Raw genomic sequence first — 20189 nt, 5'->3', positions numbered from 1 at the left:
ACGCAGCCGGTCAGGCCCGGTGGATGCCCGTCCGGACCGCGTTCGGGTCACCCAGCACGGTGTCCAGCCGCCCGTCGCGGTCACTGTCCACGTAGGTGATGTCCGGGATCCCGTCACCGTCCACGTCGATCTGGACGACGTCGGCGACGCCGTCACCGTCGAGGTCGGTGACCACCTCCACCGAGCCGTCCAGGTGACGCGTCACGATCGACTGCGCGCCAGGAGCGCGCGGCGGCGGGCCGGGTGCCGGCACCGGCGTCGGGGCGGGCGCGGGCGTCGGTGTGGGCCGAGGACCGGGCGTCGGCGACGGGTGGCTCGAAAACCCGCCGGCCGGCGGCGCGCTGGCCTGCTCGACCTCGGTGCCGGTCGGGTCCAGCTCCTCCTCGGAGGGGAAGACGTCGCCTCGTGCGGCCGGATCACGGTAGCTGCTCATGGGCGTAGGGTTCCCCGACGACGACGGGAACAACCGTGCCCGATCGACCGGTGTCCCTGGTGCCCGGTCTGGCGGAAGATGTCGGGACCGACGCCACGGTCATGAAACGGGGGTCCGAGCGTGGAACTGCGCCGGAATCGGGGGGCCCGTGCGCTCGCCTCGGTGTGCGTACTCGGTGGAGTGCTTCTGTTGGTCTATCCCAGCGACGGCGCCCTGCTACGGACGATCATCGCGGTGGGGGCGATCGCGCTCGGCGCGGTGGCGCTGGTCAGCGCGATGCGGCCGTTCCGGTTCGGGATCCACTCGGAAGGGCTCAGCATCCGGCGTCCCGGCCTGCGCCGGGAGATCCGGTGGGACGAGGTCGACACGCTGGTCCTCGACGAGCCGCCCCGACGCGACGGCTACGCGAAACCGCCGCGACTGTTGCTGGTTCCTGTGCAGGGTGTGCCCCGTGAGCTGGTGACGGCGCGCCACCCGTCCGACGGTCGTCCGGCCATCGAGTTGCTCGTCCTCGACCAGGTCCGTGAGCAGCCGGAGCAGGTGTCGGCCGCGTTGACCCGCTATGCCGGCGACCGGTTCGTCGACCTGATCGCGGTGCGCCGCGCCGCCTTCGAGGCACCGGAGCTCATGATCGGTCTGCGGGGCTACCAGATGGACCGGGTCGACCGGTTGATCCGACGCGGCCAGGACGCGCTGATGTCCGGGGACACGTCAGCCCGGCAGGCGGCCCGCGGGGAGATCGAACGCGCCACCAGGGCCGGTCTGCCGATCGCCCAGCGTGGTTACAACACGTCCGAGACGGATACCGTTCTGGGTGCCCTCGTCGCCGCGTTGGCCGACCAGCAGAGCACCGATCGGGAGACCGCCACATGACCGCGCAGGGACCGCACACCGCGTCGACCACTGACGTTCCGCGCCGCAACTGGGCCGGCAACGTGCGGTACGCCGCGAAGGCGTTCCACCGCCCCACCTCCGTCGACGAGCTGCGCCGGCTCGTCGCCGGCAGCAGCCGGATCCGGGCGGTGGGCAGCGGGCACTCCTTCAACCGTCTCGGCGACACCGACGGTGACCTGGTCAGCCTCGCCGGGCTGCCCCCGGTCGTCGAGGTGGACCACGAGCGCGGGCAGGTCACGGTGAGCGGCGCGATGCGCTACGGCGACGTCGCCCAAGAGCTGCACACCCAGGGGTACGCGCTGGAAAACCTCGCCTCGCTGCCGCACATCTCGGTGGCCGGCGCGGTGGCCACCGCCACCCACGGCTCCGGCCAGACCCACGGCAACCTGGCCAGCGCTGTCGCCGGCCTGGAACTGGTCACCGCCGACGGCGGCCTGCTGCGGGTCGACCGCGACACCGACACGTTCGCCGGCATGGTGGTCGGGCTCGGCGCGCTCGGCCTGGTCACCCGCGTCACAGTGGACGTCGTGCCGACCTTCGCGCTGCGCCAGTACGTACGCCTCGACCTGGACCGGACGGCGTTGGACGAGGCGCTCGGCTCGGCGTACAGCGTGAGTGTCTTCACCGACTTCCGTACGCCCCGGCTGCGCGAGGTGTGGCGCAAGCAGGTGGCCGACGAGCCGTCACCCCCGGCGGACTGGCTGGGCACCACGGCGGCCGACCAGCCCCGGCACCCGGTGCTCGGGATGCCGGCGGAGAACTGCACCCCGCAACTCGGCGAGCCGGGCCCGTGGCACGAGCGGCTGCCGCACTTCAAGCTCGGCTTCACCCCGAGCAGCGGCGACGAACTGCAGTCCGAGTACCACGTCGCGCGCACGGCGGCGGTGGACGCGCTCGCCGCCCTGGACGACGTGGCGGACCTGATCGCCCCGGTGCTGCTGGTGTCCGAGCTGCGGACGGTGGCGGCCGACGAGCTGTGGCTCAGCCCGAACTACCGGCGCGACAGCTTCGTGCTGCACTTCACCTGGGTCGACGACACCGCGGCGGTGCTGCCCGTGGTGGCCGCCGTGGAGGAGCGGCTGGCGCCCTTCGCGCCCCGCCCGCACTGGGGCAAGGTCTTCGTCACCGACCCGGCCGAGCTGTCCGCTCGCTACCCGCGCTACGACGACTTCGCCGCGCTCCTGGCCGACCTTGACCCGAAGGGCACGTTCCGCACGGAGGCCATGGACCGCTACTTCCCCCGGTGACCCGTCGCGTGTCATAGCGCGGCGGCATGGGGCGGCTGGGATTGGTGGGGTGCGAGACCCCGAGCAGACACTGACGTCTGTCGATGAGTCTCATCGTCCGGTCCCCGTCCTGGGACCGTCGGCTCCACCCCTCGGAGCGAGACATGCAGCCCGTACCCGCCATCATCCCCGAACCAGTCGCCCCTCGCCCCCGCCCTCGCCGCAGTCTGCGCTGGGCGCTCGCCCTCGCCGTGCTCGGCGCCGGACTGGGCGCAGCGGCGCCGGCCGCCCACGCCGCCAGCCCCTACGAGCGCGGCCCGGCCCCCACCGTGGCCAGCATCGAGGCCAGCCGGGGCGCGTTCGCCATCGCCCAGAGCACCGTCGCCGCCTCCAGCGTCAGCGGTTTCCGGGGCGGAACCATCTACTACCCGACCAGCACCGCCGAGGGCACCTTCGGCGCGGTGGCGATCTCACCCGGCTACACCGCCACCCAGTCCAGCGTGGCCTGGCTGGGGCCACGCCTCGCCTCGCAGGGCTTCGTGGTGATCACGATCGACACGTTGTCCCGCTACGACCAGCCGGCCAGTCGGGGCACGCAACTGCTCGCGGCCCTGGACTACCTCACCAACACCAGCGGCGTGCGTACCCGGATCGACCGCAACCGGCTCGCCGTGATGGGGCACTCGATGGGCGGCGGCGGCAGCCTCTCGGCGGCGAACTCACGACCGCAGTTGCAGGCCGCGATCCCGCTGACCGGCTGGCACACCGTCAAGAACTGGTCCGGCGTACGGGTGCCGACGCTGGTCGTCGGCGCGGAGAACGACTCGGTGGCGCCGGTCTCGTCGCACTCGGAGCCCTTCTACACCAGCCTGCCGTCCACGGTGGACAAGGCGTACCTGGAACTCAACAACGCCAGCCACTCCGCGCCCACCTCGACGAACGTGACGGTCGCCAAGTACAGCATCTCCTGGCTGAAGCGCTTCGTGGACGACGACACCCGCTACGACCAGTTCCTCTGCCCCGCACCCCCGGCCTCAACAACCGTCCAGGAGTACCGAGACACCTGCCCCCACTCCTGACCCCGCGCCACCGTCCCCGCCGCCGCCTCGGTTGATCATGAAGTTATTGCCACTCGGCACGGCGTGTCGGCGCAATAACTTCATGATCAACGGGGTGGGGTGGGGGTGGGGGTGCGGAGGGTGCTGCGTTGGACGGCGCGGCTGATGTCGCTCGGGGAGACGATCCCGGTCAGGTGGCCGTCCTCGGTCACCACCAGGGCGCGGCCGTCGGCGCACTCGGAGAGCCGGGGGAGCAGGTCGTTGAGCTGTTCCCCGGGCTGGGCCAGCACCAGTTCGTCGGCCCGGCAGGCGATCTCGGCCAGCGTGGTCGACGCCCGCCGCTCCGGCGGCACGCTCCGCACCCGATCGACGGTGACCAGCCCGGTCGGCCGGCCGTCCTCGGTCAGCGGCAGCGCCGAATGCCGGTACGCGAACAGGTAGTGGTCGACGAAGTCCGCGACAGTCATCTGCGCCGAGGCCGTCTGCGGCTGCGGGGTCATCACGTCGCCCACCCGGATCCCGCGCAGCGCGGTGCCGGTGCGGGCCTGCCGCTCCTCCATGCCGGCCGCGCCGATCAGGAACCAGCCGATCAGCGCCAGCCAGAGCCCGCCGAAACCGACACCGGACAGGAACTGCCACAACCCCAGGCCGATCAGCAGCACACCCAGCACCCAGCCGGCCCGAGCGGCGACGACCGACGCCCGGGTCCGGTCGCCGGTGGCCTTCCAGACCGCGGCGCGCAGCAACCGGCCACCGTCCAGGGGCGCGGCCGGCAGCACGTTGAAGACGGCCAGCAACACGTTGATCCCCGCCAGCCAGGCCACCGCCCCGAACAGCAGACCGCCCTGCCCGGCCAGCGCGAGCAGCGCCGCGATGGCACCGAAGAACGCCCCGATCAGCAGGCTGACCAGCGGGCCGACGCCTGCGATGCGCAACTCCGCGCCCGGGTCACGCGGCTCGCCCCGCAACTCGGCCACGCCGCCGAACAGCCACAGCGTGATGCCGTCGACCTCCAGCCCGTTGCGTTTGGCAACCACCGCGTGCGACACCTCGTGGGCGAGCAGGCCGACGAAGAAGACCACCGCCGCGGCCAGGCCGGCGAGGGTGTACGCCACGGGCGAGCGGTCCGGGTACGAACGGGGGAACTGGTTCGCGGCCAACCCCCACGCGATCAGCGCGAAGATGACCAGCACGCTCCAGTTGACACCGACCGGCACCCCTGCGACCCGGCCAAGCCGGAAACTGGCCCTCATCGCACAGAGGTACCCCGCCAGGACGCCGGCATGCCGCATCGCCAGCGTGGTCTTGCGTGATCAGGTGCTGAGAAATAGCTGTCAGAGGCATTCCTGAGCTGTTTCTCATCACCTGATCATGGCAACCGGGCAGGGCGACCAGCCGGGCTCAGCGGCGGGGGGTTTCGCTGGCGATTGTCGCCTCGCGGGGCAGGGCCGCCGCGCGCAGCGCCCAGTCCAGCGCGTAGTCGGCGATCGGCTCCCAGCCGGGTTGTCCGACGGTGAAGTGGGAGCGGCCGGGGAACTGCTCGTACGCGGTGAGGGCCCGGGACTTCTGGTAGAGCCCGGCGTTGGCGCGGACCACCGACGCCGGCACCACGTGGTCGGCCTCGCCGGCCATCAGCAGCAGCGGTGCCCGGTCGGTGCGACCGATGTCGACCCGGGCGGGTGAGCGCGGGTCGACGTTGGCGAAGGCGCCCTCGAAGAAGACCCGGCCCGCGCCCGGGACGGCGTAGCGCTGCCAGGCCCGGTCGGAGTCCTCGCGGCTCATCGTGTTGCCGAACGTGTAGGCGAAGTCGTCCTGGGTGAACGGGACGGCCTTGCTGCGGTTGGCGGGGCTGCGCAGGATCGGGAAGCCGGAGCGCAGCTGACTCAGCGGCACCTTGAGCACCCCCTTGATCGCCGCGGGATGCACCCCCACCACTGCCGCGCCGAGACCCCGGTCGGCGAGGACCTGGGCGAACAGGCCGCCGAACGAGTGCCCCATGATGATCGGCGGTCGGGGCAGCGCCCGGATGATCTTGTCGTAGTGCGCGACGATAGTGGCCATGCTCTGTTCGGCGATGGGGCCGGGGTCGTCGCGCAACTGCTCCACGGACCGGTCCATGCCGGGCCAGGCCGGGGCGATGACGTGCATGCCGCGTTCGGTGTACCGCTGGGCCCACCCCTCCCAGCTGCGCGGCGTCATCCAGAGCCCGTGGATCAGCACGATCGTGTCGACCTGAGCCTGCGGCGTGGCACCCATCGCGTCCTCCCGGTGTCGCGGCTTCGGCCCGGCGGTTACCCGCTGCCGGGCGGGGAAACCCTCCGGGGAACGGGCCCCTGACAAATGTCACGGTCGGAGCGTGACGACCGCTCCGGGCATCGGGGTACGCGCCGCCGGAGCATGACTGGCATGACCAGTACGCATCCGGCTGTCGAGTTGGACGGCCTCACCAAGAGCTTCGGCGCGGTCACCGCTGTCGACGGGTTGAGCCTTCGGGTGCGGCCCGGCGAGGTGGTGGCGTTCCTCGGCCCGAACGGCGCGGGCAAGACCACCACCATCGACATGCTGCTCGGGCTGTCCCGCCCGGACACGGGCACCGTCCGCGTCCTCGGTGGCACCCCTGACGACGCGGTGGCCCGAGGTCGCGTCGCCGCCGTACTCCAGACCGGTGGGCTGCTCAAGGACCTCACCGTGGGCGAGACGGTGCGGATGACCGCGCACTTCTACCGGCACACCCGCCCGGCGGCGGAGGTGCTGGAGCGGGCCGGTATCACCGACATCGCCGACCGGGTGGTCGGGCGCTGCTCCGGCGGTCAGCAGCAGCGGTTGCGCTTCGCGCTGGCCCTGCTGCCCGACCCGGACCTGATGGTGCTCGACGAGCCGACCACCGGCATGGACGTCGAGGGTCGGCGCGACTTCTGGCAGGCCCTCCGCCGTGACGCCCGGCGCGGGCGGACCGTCATCTTCGCCACCCACTACCTCGACGAGGCGGACGCGTACGCCGACCGGATCGTGCTGGTCCGGCAGGGACGCATCGTCGCCGACGGCACCACTGCGGAGATCAAGAACCTGGCCGCCGGCCGTACCGTGCGGGCCACCCTGCCCGGTGCCGACCAGGCCGCGCTCGCCGCGCTGCCCGGCGTGGACGCCGTCGAGGTGCGCGGCGACAGCGTGCTGGTACGGACCGGCGACTCGGATGCCGTCGCCCGGCACCTGCTGACCCGGACCGCCGCCCGGGACGTCGAGATCACCTCCCGCAACCTCGAGGACGCCTTCCTCGCCCTGACCACAGCGCAGACCGGAGCCTGAGATGACCACCTCCACCCCCACCCGCGCCGCTGTCACCGAGCCGGACCGTCGGCTGCCCGCGCTGGGCGGGTTCGCTCCCGGCGCCCTGGGCATCGAGTTGCGCCGGGTGCTGCGCAACCGCCGCACCCTCGCCTTCACGCTGATCATGCCGGGCGTCTTCTTCCTCATCTTCGGCCTGCCGCAGGGCGGGCAGTCACTGGACAACGGTCGGCCGGTGACGGCGTACGTCATGATCAGCCTGGCCGTCTACGCGGCGATGGTGGCCACCACCAGTGTCGGTGGCGCGGTGGCCACCGAACGGGCCCTGGGTTGGAGCCGACAACTGCGGCTCACCCCGCTGCGCCCGGCGGCGTACGTGGCGACCAAGCTCATCACCGCGATGAGCCTCGGTCTGCTCGCGGTGGTCATCGAGTTCCTGGTGGGTGCCGTGGCCGGCGTCCGCGTCCCGGCGTACGTCTGGCTGCTGTCCGGGCTCGCCGCCTGGGTCGGCTCACTGGTCTTCGCCGCGTTCGGTCTCTTCATCGGCTACCTGGCGCCGGCCGAGAACGTCATGCAGATCATCGGCCCCGTGCTGGCGGTGCTGGCCATGTTCGGCGGGCTGTTCGTCCCGGTCGAGGTGCTGCCGGACGTGCTCCAGCAGGTCGCGAAGTTCACCCCGGTGTACGGCATGGGCGTGCTGGCCCGTGCCCCGTTGACCGGCGACGGGGTGAGCATGGCAGCGGTGGCGAACCTCGTCGTCTGGGCGCTGCTGTTCGGTGTCGGCGCGGCCCGGCTGTTCCGCCGGGACACCGCGCGGGTCTGACCGGCCGCGACCGCTAGCGTGAACCGATGGACCTCTCGACCGGTCAGCCGCAGCCGATGAACCGCCACTGGCGGGTCATCGGCTGGCTGCTGGGCGCCGTGTGGCTGTTCTTCCTCAACGTGCCGCTCGCCACCGCCCTGCACCAGCCGGAGCTGTGGCGGCGGATCCTCGGTGTGGTGGCTCTTGTCGTCTTCGGCATCGGCTACGTGTTGCTGTTCCAGTGGGCGCGCAAGCTGCGCCAGTCCCTGTCGCCCATCCCGGCCGGCCGGGCGCGGGCCGGGGCTGGCGCTGCTGCTCGCGGTGGGCCTGGCCAGTCTCCCGGGCACCGGAGGGGACTGGCTGGCCACCCTGGTCTACGTGGCGGCGGCGGCGGTGTTCCTGCTGCCTCCATGGGAGGCGTTGGTCACCGTCGTGCTCTGCGCGTTGACTCCCGCGCTGGCGTCCTGGCTGGTGACGGGGTGGGAGGCGGAGCACGGCATCGTCTGGGCGGTGCTGCTCGCCTCGTTCGCCATGTTCGGGGTGTCCCGGCTGGCGCAGCGCAACAGCGAACTCCGGGCCGCCCAGCAGGAGATCGGTCGGCTCGCGGTCGCCGAGGAGCGGTCCCGTGCCGCCCGCGACCTGCACGACATCCTCGGGCACTCGCTGACCGTGGTGGCGATCAAGGCCGAGTTGGCCGGGCGTCTGATCGAGGTCGACCGGGAGCGGGCCGCCACCGAGATCGCCGAGGTGGAGGCGCTGGCCCGGGCCGCGCTGGCCGACGTACGACAGACGGTCGGGGCGTACCGCGAGGTCAGCCTCGCCGCGGAGCTTGCCGGCGCCCGCTCCGCGCTGGCCTCGGCGGGCATCGCGGCGGACGTGTCGACCGAGGTGCCCGAGCTGCCGCAGGAGTGGGACCGGTTGTTCGGCTGGGCGGTACGGGAGGGGGTGACCAACGTGGTCCGGCACAGCGGGGCGCGGTGCTGCGTCATTCGGGTGCACCCGGATCGGGTCGAGATCAGTGACGACGGTGGCGAGCCGTCCACTCCCGACCCAAGCGGGCACGGGCTGGTGGGCCTGCGGGAGCGGGCGCGGCGGCTGGACGCTGTGGTGACCGTCGGCCGGCGTCCGACGGGCGACGGTTTTCTGCTGCGGGTGCACGCGCCGGGGGAGGCACGGTGAGCGGCGGCTCCACGCCGATCCGGCTGTTGCTCGCCGACGACCAGGCGCTGGTCCGGGGTGCACTGGCCGCCCTGCTCTCGTTGGAGGAGGACCTGACGGTGGTCGCCGAGGTCGGCCGGGGCGACGAGGTGGTGCCCGAGGCCCGACGCAGCGCTCCGGACGTGGCTCTGCTGGACGTGGAGATGCCCGGCCTGGACGGGATCGCCGCCACCGCGGCGTTGCGGGCCGCGCTGCCGACCTGCCGGGTGCTGGTGGTGACCACCTTCGGTCGACCCGGCTACCTGCGGCGGGCCATGGAGGCCGGTGCGAGCGGTTTCGTGGTCAAGGACACGCCGGCCCGGCAGCTCGCCGACGCGGTCCGCCGGGTGCACGCCGGGCTGCGGGTGGTCGACCCGACGCTGGCCGCGGAGACGCTGGCCGCCGGGCTCAGCCCGCTGACCGAGCGGGAGACCGAGGTGCTGCGGACGGCCCGGGGCGGTGGCAGCGTCGCCGACCTGGCCAGGGCGTTGCACCTGTCCGAGGGGACGGTACGCAACCACCTGTCGGCGGCGATCGGCAAGACCGGTGCCCGTAACCGGGCCGACGCGATCCGGGTCGCCGAGCAGAACGGCTGGCTGCTCGGCGAGTGACCGTGCGAGCCGGTGCTCAGGCGGTCGGCGGTGGGGCGGCCAGTTGGTCGACGACGACGACGCTGCTGCCGGGGCGGACCTCGGCGAGCAGTTCCCGTTGACCGCTGGGGGTCAGCCGGATGCAGCCGTTGGTGGTGTTCTCGCCCAGCTCGTCGTCGTTGTGCCAGGTGTGCACCCCGATGTGCGCGCCGCGCAGCCCGGACGGCACCGACTCGGGGTCGTCGGGCACCGAACCGAGGGCGTAGATGTCCACCCCGCCGTAGACCTCCTCCGGCGGTGGGGTGCGGCCCAGGATGAAGGTCCGCCCCAGCGGGGTCTCCTGGCCCGACTGGCCGAGGCTGACCTCCCAGGAGCGCACCGCCTTGCCGGCCCGGTACCAGGTGAGCCGGTGGACCTTGCGTTCCACCACGATCTGGTCGCGCAGCGGCACCGTCTCGAAGCCGCCGGGCGGCAGCCAGGCGAGGCGGCGGTTGGCCGAGGGCAGCAGGACCGCCGTCCAGCCGGCGCGCCGCTGGGCGATCGGCATGGTCAGCTCGACGCCGCGGATGGTCGGTTCGAGGAAGGCGCGCGGCCGACCGCCGGGCGCGTCGTACGCGGCGATCCGTCTGGTCGGGTGCGCGCCGTCGGCCAGCGGTGTGACGTCCATGGCGAACGGATCGGCGGGGAACCCACCGGGGGCGGGGTCGTAGTCGACAACCGGCAGCCCGTCCGGGGCGGGCGCGGCCGGCGGGATCGACTCCTCCGGGCTCTGCTCCACACTGCTCGGAGTGGGGTCGGCTGCCACCACGTCGCGGTCGTCGGGGGCCGTCGAGCTCGGGGTGAGGGCCTGGCCGACCAGCAGCGCGGTCACCAGCAGCGCGGGTACGCCGATCGCGGCGGCCACCCAGACGCCGCGACGGCGGTACGGAGTCTTTCGGTCAAACGGCACGAAACCACTCTATGGTGGCGGATGCTTCGGGGCCCCCGGTTCGGCGAGACCCGCCGTCCGGAGGCCCCGATCGCGTCAGACCCGCGCGCCGATGTGGATGGCCACGGCGTCGTGCGCCGGCACGTTCGCCGCGAACCAGCCGTTACCGTCCACCGTGATCACCGGACCGCTGCACGTCCCACCCGCGTAGGTGCCGTGGATGACGTCGCAGTACCGACCGGCGGGCAACCCCGTGTAGTAGGAGCGGCCGTTCACCGCCGCGTCCTCGTCGTTGACGGTGAGGAAGCCCTTGCCGCTGCGGCTGAACGCGATGTGGTTGTTGCCGTTGTCGTACCAGTTGGCCACGCCGGCACCCTCGGTGGCGTTGCGGAAGCCGACCATGTTGGCGATCACCGGCCAGCGGTGTTCGCACTCCCAGCCGGAGTAACAGGTGGCGTTGAGCGTCTTGTTGGCGCCGTCCGACGGTGGGCCGGCGTCCCGGTTGCTGAAGGTGTAGCTGGACATGACGGTCGGAGAGCCGTACGGCCAGGCCAGCATGAAGGCGTTCGCCAGCGCGTAGATGCCCCGGTCGCGGTAGGTCAGCACCCCACCGGAGTCGCGCTGGGTGTCGTGGTTGTCGACGAACACCGAGGCCGGGCCGGTGGGCAGGTGCCCCCAGCCCTCGCCGAAGTTGCGCAGGTACGCCAACCGCTCGGAGCGGAACACCCGGGCCAGGTCCTTGCCGTAGCGGAACTCGTGCACGTCACCGTTGCCGGTGTACTCGGTCGGCTGGACCGGCTCTCCGGCACCGTGGATGACCTCCTGCACGATGTACGCGGAGCGGGACAGCTTGCCCCTGATGGCGGCGATGTCGGCGGCCGGCATGTGCTTGCTGGCGTCCATCCGGAAGCCGTCGACGCCGAGCGAGAGCAGGTCGTTCAGGTACGAGGCGATCTTCGTACGGACGTAGTCCGACTCGGTCTTGAGGTCCGAGAGGTTGACCAGTTCACAGTTCTGCACCTCGTACCGGTCGTTGTAGTTGGCGATGTCGTCGCCGCCGTTGCGCCCGCAGTGGTGGAAGTCCTGGGTCTGGTAGATGCCCGGGTAGTCGTAGTGCGAGTAGGACGAGCCGGCCCAGCCGGTGCCGCCGTTGTCCTGACCGGACATGTGGTTGATCACCGCGTCGACGATCACCTTGACCCCGGCCGCGTGGCAGGTGTTCACCATCGACTGGAACTGGGCCCGGGTGCCCTTGCGGGACTCGATCCGATAGCTGACCGGCTGGTACGCCAGCCACCACTGGTTGCCCCGCACGTGCTCCTGCGGGGGCGAGACCTGCACGTAGCCGTAGCCCTTCGGGCCGAGGGTGCTCTGGCACTCGCTGGCCACGGAGGGCCAGTTCCACTCGAAGAGCTGGACGATGACCTTCTTGCCGCCGGACGGGGCGGCGACGGCCGGGGGTGCCGTCACGGCGGTGGGGACGAGCAGGCTGGCGATCAGGCCGAGGGCGAGGAGCGCCGAACCACGTCGACGTCGGTGCATGGGGACTCCTGACGGGAGCGGGGGTGGTGGTGCGGTGGGGGAGTGCCGGGCTTGCCGGGATCTTGCAAGCCTGACTGAAAATTGCTGAAAGATTACAAGCGTGTTGCGAGGACTGTCAATGCATGGGCATTCGTCACTGTCCTGATCGGTGGGTGGAAGCGGGTGGAACGCACGGCCGCGCCCCTCGGTTCGATTCCGGCCCAGAAATTTCCTTCCGCAGGTGATCCGCGCGCCGCGCCGGTCCGTACTGGATGGGGGAGCAGGGGTCGGCCGGTGGTGCGCCGCCGCGAGACGATCGAGGAGCAGATGGCCCGGGCAGAGCAGGACAAGAAGGCGGCGACGGTCCGGACCAGCGCCAGCAGTCGGGGGGTGCGCGCCCCGTCACGGTCGGCGAGCGCCCTGCTGATCGCGTCGGTGCTCGCCGCGCTCTGGGCGGCGATCATGCTGACCGGCGTCGGTCAGACGGCGTACGCGTACGGCTTCTTCTTCACCGAGTTCTTCGCCGGGGTCATCTCCCTGGTGGCGTTGAGCCTCACCGTGATGCTCGGTCTGCTCGCCACCGACCGGCTGGTGCTGCGCATCCCGCACCGGGTGCTGATGCAGTCGGCGCACCGGGCCACCGGTGTGCTGGGCGTGGCCGGGCTCGGCTTCCACGTTCTCACCAAGATCGCCACCGGGCGGGCGGCGGCGACCGACGCGGTCGTTCCGTTCGTCGGCGGCCGTGGGCTCTACATCGGGCTCGGCACTGTGGCGGCGCTGCTGATGGTCAGCGTGATCTGGACCGGCATCATCCGTGCCCGCTTCGCGGGCGTCGGTCCGAAGTGGGTGTGGCGGGCCATGCACTCCGTCGCGTACCTGGCCTGGCCCTTCGCCGTGGTGCACGGCCTCAACGCCGGTCGGGCCGCAGCACCCTGGGTGATGTTCAGCTACCTGGGCTGCATTCTGCTGGTGGTGCTGGCCCTGCTGGTCCGGTTCTCGGTCAGCATCGGTCGGCGCAGCCGCGAGCAGCACCAGGCAGCGGTGCGCAACGCGGTGATGGTCGGCCGGGCCGAGGAGGCGAAGACCGCCAGATCGCTGCTGGCCGGGTTGGGTCGGCGCCCGAAGGCCGCCGAGAAGCGTCCCGCCTGGGCGGACACCACCACCGCCACCTGGGCCGCGCCGGCCGCGCGGCGCGATCCGGAACGGTTCACCGTCCCGGTGGTGCCCGAGCCCGGTTCCCTCGTCGAGCCGGCCCGGCCGAGCCGCCGTCGGCGGGAGGAGGAGCCGGCCGCCCGCCGCGACACCGAACGGTCCTCGCGCGGCCGACGTGCCGAGGAGGAGTCGACGCCCCGCCGGTCGGCCCGCCGCAGCGTGGAGGAGACCGACACCCGTCGACGCGACGAGGAGGAGGTCGAGCCGGTGACCCGGCGGCGCGCCTCGCGTACCCGCGACGAGGCCGTGCCGACCGGACGGCGCCGCGCCGAGGAGCCGGCCGCCGAGCGGACCCGTCGCCGGTCCCGCAGCGAGGACGACGGCAGCCGTTACTCGGCGCCGCCGCTGCCGGCCCTCGACGAGCCCGAGGAGCCCTGGGACAGCCCGCGCCGGTGGCAGGCCGACGAGCCGATCTCCGCCGGCCCGGTCTCCGCCGAGCCGATTTCGTCGGCGCCCCGCAGCGGCAGCGGCCGGCACAGCATCGACGACGACCTGCCCGAGGAGCCGGACTACTGGCGTCCGCCGGCCCGGTACGTGCCGGACGAGGTGGCGCCGCCCGTCGACGACACCCCGACCCTTGTCGACCTGGCGTCCCGCCGCGCCAAGCGGGCAGCCGGCGAGGGCAAGTCCAAGCGCCGCAAGGCCAGCGCAGACGCGGTGGACGGGGCGTACTGGGCCGGGCTGCGGGGTGAGGCGAAGTGATGCGGACCGCCGTGCCACCTGTCGCCTGTGTGGGTGAGCCCCGGCTCACCGCCGGCTTCGCCGAGTACGGCCGACTCGACCTGCGCGCGCACGAGGAGGTGCACGGACCGATCGGCCCGATGGAGCCCGCGCAGCTGCTCCAGCTCGCCGAGGGCATGCAGCTCAAGGGCAAGGGCGGGGCGGGGTTCCCGTTCGCCCGCAAGATGCGCGCGGTGCTGGAGTCCTGCGAGCGGCAGGACCTGGCCGCCGTGGTGGTCGTCAACGCCACCGAGGGGGAGCCGGCCAGCTGGAAGGACAAGGTGCTGCTGACCCGCGCCCCGCACCTGATCCTGGACGGGGCCGCGCTGGCCGCGTACGCGCTGGACGCCGACGAGATCGTGATCGGCGTGGCGGACGACGGGGTCGGCCGGGACTCACTGATGGACGCGCTCGATGAGCGCCGGATGCCGGTGCAGACGACGATCGTCACAGTGCCGCACCGGTTCATCTCCGGCGAGGGCGGCGCACTCGTCAACGGCATCAACGGGCTGCCGCACATTCCGCCGGGCACCAAGAAGCGCTCCAGCGACGCCGGGGTCAGCGGCCTGCCCACCCTGCTGTCCAACGCCGAGACGTTTGCGCAGCTCGCCATCGGTGCCCGACTGGGCCCGTACGAGTACGCGGCGCTCGGCACCGACGATGAGCCGGGCACCGTGCTGCTCACGGTGACCGGCGCGGCGGGCCGACCGGCCGTGGTGGAGTGCACCGCCGGCATGCCGCTGCGCGACGTCCTCGACCTGTGCGAGGTGCCGGACGTCCAGGGCATCCTCATGGGCGGCTACCACGGCAAGTGGATCACCCCGGAGGCGGCGGAGAAGGCCGAGGTATCCCGCAAGGGTCTGGCCGCTGTCGGCGGCACCCTCGGCGCGGGCATCATCGTCCCGCTCGGCGTCGACACCTGCCCGCTCGGTGAGGCCGCCCAGGTGGTGCGTTACCTGGCCGGTGAGTCCGCCGGCCAGTGCGGGCCGTGCAAGATGGGCCTGCCGGACCTGGCCCGCGCGGTGGACCTGGCCGTGGCCGGCAGCCAACCGGCGGACGTGGTGCGCGCCGCCGCCGGCGAGGTGAAGGGCCGGGGCGCGTGCAGTCACCCCGACGGCACCGCCCGGTTCGCGCTCTCCGCGATCGAGGTCTTCGTCGACGACCTGCGGCTGCACAGCACCGGCGACGGCTGTGGCCGACGGGTGAAGGGCATGATGGGGCTGCCGGGCGCACCCGACGCGAATCCGCAGAAGCTCACCCTGGACTGGTCCCGCTGCGACGGGCACGGTCTCTGCGCGCACGTCGTACCGGACTTCATCCGGCTCGACGCGAACGGATATCCGGCCTTCCCGGCCACCCCCGTGCCGACCTGGCTGCGCGAGGGCGCGCTGAAGGCGGTCAAGGTCTGCCCGGAGTTGGCTCTCCGACTCGCCAAGGCCGAATAGCCGAGCATCAGGCCCAGCAGGGGTCCCTTCCGGACCGGAACGGAGAAACGGATGCGGATCAGCATGGCGTGGACAGGGGCCGGGCAGTCACGCCGCGGGACCGCGGCCGGGCAGGTACGCCGGGCGGCTGCCGCCGGGGCGCTCGTGGTGGCCCTGTTCGGTGTCGCCGCCTGTACCGGCACCGCGCCGGGTGGGCCCGCCGCCGCCGGGTCGGCCCCGGCGTCGACCGGTGCCCCGTCCACCACGACCGGGGCGCCACCCGCACCGACCGGGGCGGCGTCCACGCCGACCGGCGGGCCGCCGGCCGCTCCGGCGCAGGTCCCGGACGTGCTGCGCTTCACCGGGACCACGCTCGGCGGGGCGGCGTTCGACGCGGCACGGCTCGCCGGCAAACCGGTGGTGCTGTGGTTCTGGGCGCCATGGTGCGCCACCTGCGCCAGCCAGGCCTGGACGGTGGCCGAGATCGAACCCCGATACCGGGACACCGTGCCGATCGTCGGCGTCGCCGGGCTGGGCGAGCGGAAGGCCATGAAGGAGTTCGTCACCGAGTTCGACCTCGGCGCGACGTCGCAGATCGAGGACACCAAGGGCGCGCTCTGGAAGCGGTTCAAGGTGACCGAGCAGAGCATCTTCGTGATCATCGACCGGAACGGCGCTGTCGTGCACCACGGCTTCCTGGACGGTGAGGCGCTCACCGCCAAGGTCGCCGCACTGGCCGGGGCGTGACCGCCGCACTGCTGCTCGCGCTGACCGCCGGCATGCTCGGCGCTGTCAACCCGTGCGGCTTCGCGTTGCTGCCCGCGTACCTCTCGCTGTTGGTCGCCGGGACGTCGGACACCCGCGGCGCGGTCGGCCGCGCGCTCACCGCGGCGGCCGGGCTGACAGTGGGGTACGTGCTGGTGTTCGGCGCGTTCGGCCTGGCGCTGGCGCCGCTGGCCGGCTGGCTGCGACCCCGGCTGCCGTGGTTGACCGTGGCGCTCGGCGTGCTGCTGGTGGTGGCCGGCTGCTGGTTGCTCGCCGGTCGGCGGCTGCCCGCACCCGGCTGGTCGGCCCGGGCACCTCGGCTGACCCGCTCCTGGCCGTCGATGGTGCTGTTCGGTGCCGCGTACGCGTTGGCGTCGCTCGGCTGCGCCATCGCGCCGTTCCTGGCCATCGTGGTGACCAGCCTCCAGGCCGGCTCGACCGGTCAGGGGTTGGCGCTGTTCGGCGCGTACGCCCTCGGGATGGGTCTGGTGGTCGCGGTCGCCGCGCTCGGGGTGGCGCTGGTGCGCGACGGCCTGGTGGCCCGGCTGCGCGTCGCCGGCGCGCTGGTGCCCCGCCTCAGTGGACTGGTGCTGCTGGTCGCCGGCTGCTACGTCGCCTGGTACGGCTGGTACGAGCTACGGCTCGCCGCCGGCCGCCGCGACGTCCTGCACGACCCGGTCATCCGGGTGGCCGCCCAGGTCCAGCGAGCCCTGGCCGACGCCCTGGACCGGATCGGCCCGGCGGTGCTGCTGGCCGCCCTGGCCACGTTGCTCCTGGCCGCGCTCCTGCTTAAGCGCGCCCACCGCCCGACCCCAGCACCTGTTGATCATGGAGTTGTCGCCGCGACACGCCGGGGTGACGGGCGACAACTCCATGATCGACCATGAGGGCGCGGTGGGGATCTGAGGTAACGCGGTGGTCTTGACATCGGGAAACGATCATCGGAGGCTGGGCTGACAACGTTGTCACACCGAAGGGCCACCATGCGTATATCGGAATTCGAGTTGAGCAGGCGGCGGCTCCTCCTCCTTGGCAGCGCCGTCGGCGCTGGACTCGCCATCGCCCGACCCGCCGCCGCCCAGGCCGCGCCAACCACCCCCACGTCACCCGCTGCGGCCACTGGCCCGGTTGCCAACACCTACCACGCGCTGCTGCTCGCCCACACCCGATGGGCCGAGGAGCAATGGGATCCGGCGATCAACGCGTACCGCCTCGCGGACTTCCGGTTCGCGGTCGTCCTCGGTAACGCGGTCCTGCTCATCTCGCCCGGGTACGACGCGGCGGCAGCAGGCGTCGACCGGGACACGCTGCACGCCCGTACCGTCGCCACCATCCGCCGGTTCGCGGCCACCAACCGGCTCACCGGCGGCACCGAGTGGGGCCGTCAGCTGTTCTGGGACAGCACCTTCGAGCTGTACTTCGTCCTGGCCGCCCGACTGCTCTGGTCCGAACTGGACGAGGTGACCCGCAACAACGTCGACCGCATCGCCCGGGGACAGGCCGCGTACGCCCATTCCCTCGGCACCGGTAACGACCCGCTGAGTGGCAGTTGGACGCCGAACGGCCTCACCGGTGGTTGGATCGGTGACACCAAGCTCGAGGAGATGGGGGTCTACGCCCAGGCGATCGCGCCCGGCCTGGCCTGGGCGACAGACGACCCTGCCGCCGAGGCGTGGCGCGAGCGGTTCTCGATGTGGACGCTCAACGCGAGCGGACTACCGGCAGCCGACCGCGCCAACCCCGCCGTCGTCGACGGGCGGGCGGTCGCCGACTGGAACACCGCCCACAACATCCACGACTCGTTCCTCGTCGAGAATCACGGCTCCTTCGGCCCGCACTACCAGGAGGAACTGTGGCGCACCGCGGGTCGTACCGCGGCGCACTTCCTGACCGCCGGCCAACCGCTCCCCGAGGCACTCACCCGGCAGCCCAGCGGCGCCCAACTGTGGCGGACCATGCGGCTGCTGGCCAGCGACGCCGGCGAACCCTTCATGCCGATGGTCGCCGACCGCTACCACCTGTACGGCCGTGACGTCCTGCCGCTCGCCTTCCTCGCGCAGGTCCAGGGCGACCGGCATGCCGCACGAGCCGAGGCGGACCTCGCCGAGCGGCTCATGCCCTACCTGAACTACCCGCCCGAGAATCGGCTCACCAAGTTCAGCGGCGAGCCGAAGTACGAGCCCGAAGCCCGGGCCGAACTCGCCATCAGTTATCTCTTCCACTCCTGGCGGGCAGCCAACGGTGGCGTGGTCGAGCCGGTCCCCAGCACCACGTTCTTCGCGACGGCGGCGGGCACCCGGGACTTCGGGGAGCAGGCCGGGCTGACCGCCCACCAGACCCCGACCGCCTTCGCCGCGGCGGTCAGCAAGACCGGATTCGTCTCGTTCCAGTGGGCACCCGCCCACGACAACTGGTTGTTCGACACCCGGGCCGCCGCACTGCTGCCGAGGCAGTCCGCGCCGGTCCTCGGCCGCACCTCCGCCGCGTACACAGTGGCCCGGGACGGAATCGACGCCACGGCGACCGTGCTCCGCGTCGCCGGCGGCACCGCCGGATACGTCACGCTGCCCACCGGTACGGTCGTGTACGCCACCACCGGCACTGGTGCCGATGAGGGCACGCTCACCCTGTTCAACCTGGACATGCCCGGCGTACCCGGGCTCACCGGCACCCGTACCTTCACCGGCGAACAGGGGTCCGTCACCCTGGCTGGACAACAGGGCGTCGGCGACGGCGGCACCGACCAGATCAGCTTCGCGCCTCGTTCCGCCCGGTACGTGCGGATGCTCGGCCGATCACCCGTCAACCAGTACGGCTACTCGCTGTTCGCCTTCGCCGTGCTCGACGCCGGCGGGGTCGACCTCGCCGTCGGCCGGCCCACCACGGCCTCGTCCGCCGACCCCGCCTACCCGGCAGCGCGCGCGACCGACGGCAACCCCTCCACCCGCTGGGCGGTCGCCCGTGAGGAACGCGGCCGCACGGACAGCTGGCTCGCCGTCGACCTCGGCGAGCCCGTCGACATCAGCGGCGTACGCCTGGACTGGGAGGCCGCGTACGGCACCCGCTATGTCGTCCAGACCTCTCTCGACGGCACCAACTGGAGCGACGCGGCGGTCGTGCCGGACAGCCCGACCATCGCCGGCTCCTGGCTGGACGTCGACGGACGAGCGGGCCTGGTGGTCCACAACGCCCAGAATCCGATCATCGTGACCGCCACCACCGTCACCCTGTCCACCGGACCGGCCACCGGCAGCACTCGGCTGATCGTCGAGGGGTACGCGGGCGCGAACAGGTCGGCTCTGGCCGCCGCGGCGTCCCGAACCCTACCCAGCGGCGGTCCGGAGGCGTTGCGGGTGAGTGACGCGGACGGACACCTGAGCCTGTTCAACCTGTCCGACGACGACATCACGACGGCGGCCGTCACGCTTCCGCAGCACGCCACACTGCGGCTGTACCGCGGAAGCCAGGTCACCGGATCGGGGACCACCGACTACCAGGTCGACCTTGCCGCCGCGACCGCACGGGTCGAGCCGCCCCGGTTCACCGCGACCGCGGCACAGCCCGAGAAGGCGATTCCCGCCGGTACCCGGTTCGACGTCACCGACTCGCACCACCTGCGAGTCACCGCCCCCGCCGGGCACGTCGTGAAGGTGCAGGTGGAGTCCGCGGCCGGCGGTGTCCGACAGCGAGTGACGGTTCCCGCCGGACACAGCAAGGACGTCGCGTTCGCGGGTGGGACGGTGACGCCGACCAGCGACCTGGCCCGGTCTCGGACGACCTACCCGACGTCACCGCTCCCGGCCGGCATGACCGACCCGTCGGCTGCCGTCGACGGCGACCCGGGGACGGCCTGGCAGCCCGGCCCGAACGGCCGGATGGTGATCGACCTCGGATCGCTGGAGGATCTGGCCTCGGTCCGACTGACCTGGACTCCCGGCCGGCGGCCGCCGGTCACCCTGGCCACCTCGACCGACGGTCTCGGCTACCTGACGGTCGCCTCGGTCCCGAAGCCGCGACCCGACACCACCATCGCGATCACGTCCTCCGCGCGGTACGTGGCGATCGCGGTCGCCGACTGGCGGCCCGGTGACGCCCGGCTGACCCACGCGGAGGTGTTCGGTGCCTGAACCGGCA

General features: G+C 72.4%; 17 protein-coding genes. 12 read left to right on the top strand and 5 right to left on the bottom strand.

Going from position 1 to position 20189, the window contains the following annotated elements:
- Nucleotides 1-10: 10 nt before the first annotated feature.
- Nucleotides 11-433, bottom strand: coding sequence for a hypothetical protein (locus tag ACIBEF_RS05215; RefSeq protein ID WP_396791360.1), 423 nt, complete (start codon nt 431-433; stop codon nt 11-13).
- A 189-nt stretch (nt 434-622) separates the two neighbouring features.
- On the opposite strand from ACIBEF_RS05215, the gene ACIBEF_RS05210 reads away from it, so the two are divergent.
- The 3 genes from ACIBEF_RS05210 (at nt 623) to ACIBEF_RS05200 (ending at nt 3632) form a co-directional block, all read left to right on the top strand.
- The gene (locus tag ACIBEF_RS05210) at nt 623-1306 is read left to right on the top strand and encodes a hypothetical protein (protein WP_396791358.1); all 684 of its coding nucleotides are present in this window, start codon (nt 623-625) and stop codon (nt 1304-1306) included.
- Nucleotides 1303-2574: an FAD-binding protein gene (locus ACIBEF_RS05205; RefSeq protein ID WP_396791356.1), complete on the top strand. Its 1272-nt coding sequence runs from the start codon at nt 1303-1305 to the stop codon at nt 2572-2574. The genes ACIBEF_RS05210 and ACIBEF_RS05205 overlap by 4 nt, the downstream gene beginning before the upstream one ends.
- 143 nt (nt 2575-2717) lie before the next feature.
- Nucleotides 2718-3632 (top strand): alpha/beta hydrolase, encoded by a 915-nt coding sequence (locus ACIBEF_RS05200; protein ID WP_396791355.1) that lies wholly within the window; start codon nt 2718-2720, stop codon nt 3630-3632.
- An 86-nt stretch (nt 3633-3718) separates the two neighbouring features.
- On the opposite strand, the gene ACIBEF_RS05195 is transcribed toward ACIBEF_RS05200, so the two are convergent.
- The gene (locus tag ACIBEF_RS05195) at nt 3719-4864 is read right to left on the bottom strand and encodes a site-2 protease family protein (RefSeq protein ID WP_396791353.1); all 1146 of its coding nucleotides are present in this window, start codon (nt 4862-4864) and stop codon (nt 3719-3721) included.
- Between the two features lie 148 nt (nt 4865-5012).
- Nucleotides 5013-5867, bottom strand: coding sequence for an alpha/beta hydrolase (locus tag ACIBEF_RS05190; protein WP_396791352.1), 855 nt, complete (start codon nt 5865-5867; stop codon nt 5013-5015).
- 150 nt (nt 5868-6017) lie between these two features.
- On the opposite strand from ACIBEF_RS05190, the gene ACIBEF_RS05185 reads away from it, so the two are divergent.
- The 4 genes from ACIBEF_RS05185 to ACIBEF_RS05170 all read left to right on the top strand — a co-directional run bounded on the left by ACIBEF_RS05185 (nt 6018) and on the right by ACIBEF_RS05170 (nt 9506).
- Complete coding sequence (locus tag ACIBEF_RS05185; protein WP_396791350.1) at nt 6018-6917, top strand: ABC transporter ATP-binding protein; 900 nt, start codon at nt 6018-6020, stop codon at nt 6915-6917.
- Nucleotide 6918: 1 nt separating this feature from the next.
- The gene (locus ACIBEF_RS05180) at nt 6919-7719 is read left to right on the top strand and encodes an ABC transporter permease (RefSeq protein WP_396791348.1); all 801 of its coding nucleotides are present in this window, start codon (nt 6919-6921) and stop codon (nt 7717-7719) included.
- 300 nt (nt 7720-8019) lie between these two features.
- Nucleotides 8020-8877 carry a sensor histidine kinase gene (locus tag ACIBEF_RS05175; protein WP_396791346.1) on the top strand — a complete coding sequence of 286 codons (858 nt, stop codon included), beginning with the start codon at nt 8020-8022 and terminating at the stop codon, nt 8875-8877.
- Nucleotides 8874-9506, top strand: a complete 633-nt coding sequence (locus ACIBEF_RS05170; protein ID WP_357195996.1) for a response regulator transcription factor — start codon at nt 8874-8876, stop codon at nt 9504-9506. The genes ACIBEF_RS05175 and ACIBEF_RS05170 overlap by 4 nt, the downstream gene beginning before the upstream one ends.
- A gap of 16 nt (nt 9507-9522) precedes the next feature.
- On the opposite strand, the gene ACIBEF_RS05165 is transcribed toward ACIBEF_RS05170, so the two are convergent.
- Together ACIBEF_RS05165 and ACIBEF_RS05160 are read right to left on the bottom strand one after the other, a co-directional pair.
- Entirely contained in the window at nt 9523-10434 is a 912-nt protein-coding gene (locus ACIBEF_RS05165) for a L,D-transpeptidase (RefSeq protein ID WP_396791344.1), read from the bottom strand.
- 75 nt (nt 10435-10509) lie between these two features.
- Nucleotides 10510-11955 (bottom strand): alpha-amylase family glycosyl hydrolase, encoded by a 1446-nt coding sequence (locus tag ACIBEF_RS05160; RefSeq protein WP_396791342.1) that lies wholly within the window; start codon nt 11953-11955, stop codon nt 10510-10512.
- 273 nt (nt 11956-12228) lie between these two features.
- Here ACIBEF_RS05160 and ACIBEF_RS05155 point away from each other — a divergent pair, with 273 nt between their 5' ends.
- From ACIBEF_RS05155 to ACIBEF_RS05135, 5 genes are all read left to right on the top strand, one after another.
- Complete coding sequence (locus ACIBEF_RS05155; protein ID WP_396791340.1) at nt 12229-13848, top strand: hypothetical protein; 1620 nt, start codon at nt 12229-12231, stop codon at nt 13846-13848.
- On the top strand, nt 13848-15311 hold the full coding sequence (locus tag ACIBEF_RS05150; RefSeq protein WP_396791339.1) for an NADH-ubiquinone oxidoreductase-F iron-sulfur binding region domain-containing protein: 1464 nt from the start codon (nt 13848-13850) through the stop codon (nt 15309-15311). The genes ACIBEF_RS05155 and ACIBEF_RS05150 overlap by 1 nt, the downstream gene beginning before the upstream one ends.
- A 51-nt stretch (nt 15312-15362) precedes the next feature.
- Complete coding sequence (locus ACIBEF_RS05145; RefSeq protein ID WP_396791337.1) at nt 15363-16037, top strand: TlpA family protein disulfide reductase; 675 nt, start codon at nt 15363-15365, stop codon at nt 16035-16037.
- A complete protein-coding gene (locus tag ACIBEF_RS05140; protein WP_396791336.1) occupies nt 16034-16942 on the top strand; it encodes a cytochrome c biogenesis CcdA family protein in 909 nt (302 codons plus the stop codon). The genes ACIBEF_RS05145 and ACIBEF_RS05140 overlap by 4 nt, the downstream gene beginning before the upstream one ends.
- Before the next feature lie 96 nt (nt 16943-17038).
- Entirely contained in the window at nt 17039-20182 is a 3144-nt protein-coding gene (locus ACIBEF_RS05135; RefSeq protein WP_396791335.1) for a discoidin domain-containing protein, read from the top strand.
- Nucleotides 20183-20189: the final 7 nt, after the last annotated feature.

This window comes from Micromonospora sp. NPDC050795 (genome assembly GCF_044456785.1).
Taxonomy (GTDB): Bacteria; Actinomycetota; Actinomycetes; order Mycobacteriales; family Micromonosporaceae; genus Micromonospora.
The sequence above is the reverse complement of the archived record's forward strand: the minus strand, read 5'-3'. Positions and strand labels throughout refer to the sequence as shown.

Excerpts from the sequence above, each read along its gene's own strand:
- ACIBEF_RS05215 (WP_396791360.1), bottom strand. The coding sequence starts at position 433 with ATGAGCAGCTACCGTGATCCGGCCGCACGAGGCGACGTCTTCCCCTCC.
- ACIBEF_RS05205 (WP_396791356.1), top strand. The coding sequence starts at position 1,303 with ATGACCGCGCAGGGACCGCACACCGCGTCGACCACTGACGTTCCGCGC.
- ACIBEF_RS05200 (WP_396791355.1), top strand. The coding sequence starts at position 2,718 with ATGCAGCCCGTACCCGCCATCATCCCCGAACCAGTCGCCCCTCGCCCC.
- ACIBEF_RS05195 (WP_396791353.1), bottom strand. The coding sequence starts at position 4,864 with ATGAGGGCCAGTTTCCGGCTTGGCCGGGTCGCAGGGGTGCCGGTCGGT.
- ACIBEF_RS05190 (WP_396791352.1), bottom strand. The coding sequence starts at position 5,867 with ATGGGTGCCACGCCGCAGGCTCAGGTCGACACGATCGTGCTGATCCAC.
- ACIBEF_RS05185 (WP_396791350.1), top strand. The coding sequence starts at position 6,018 with ATGACCAGTACGCATCCGGCTGTCGAGTTGGACGGCCTCACCAAGAGC.
- ACIBEF_RS05180 (WP_396791348.1), top strand. The coding sequence starts at position 6,919 with ATGACCACCTCCACCCCCACCCGCGCCGCTGTCACCGAGCCGGACCGT.
- ACIBEF_RS05160 (WP_396791342.1), bottom strand. The coding sequence starts at position 11,955 with ATGCACCGACGTCGACGTGGTTCGGCGCTCCTCGCCCTCGGCCTGATC.
- ACIBEF_RS05150 (WP_396791339.1), top strand. The coding sequence starts at position 13,848 with ATGCGGACCGCCGTGCCACCTGTCGCCTGTGTGGGTGAGCCCCGGCTC.
- ACIBEF_RS05145 (WP_396791337.1), top strand. The coding sequence starts at position 15,363 with ATGCGGATCAGCATGGCGTGGACAGGGGCCGGGCAGTCACGCCGCGGG.
- ACIBEF_RS05135 (WP_396791335.1), top strand. The coding sequence starts at position 17,039 with ATGCGTATATCGGAATTCGAGTTGAGCAGGCGGCGGCTCCTCCTCCTT.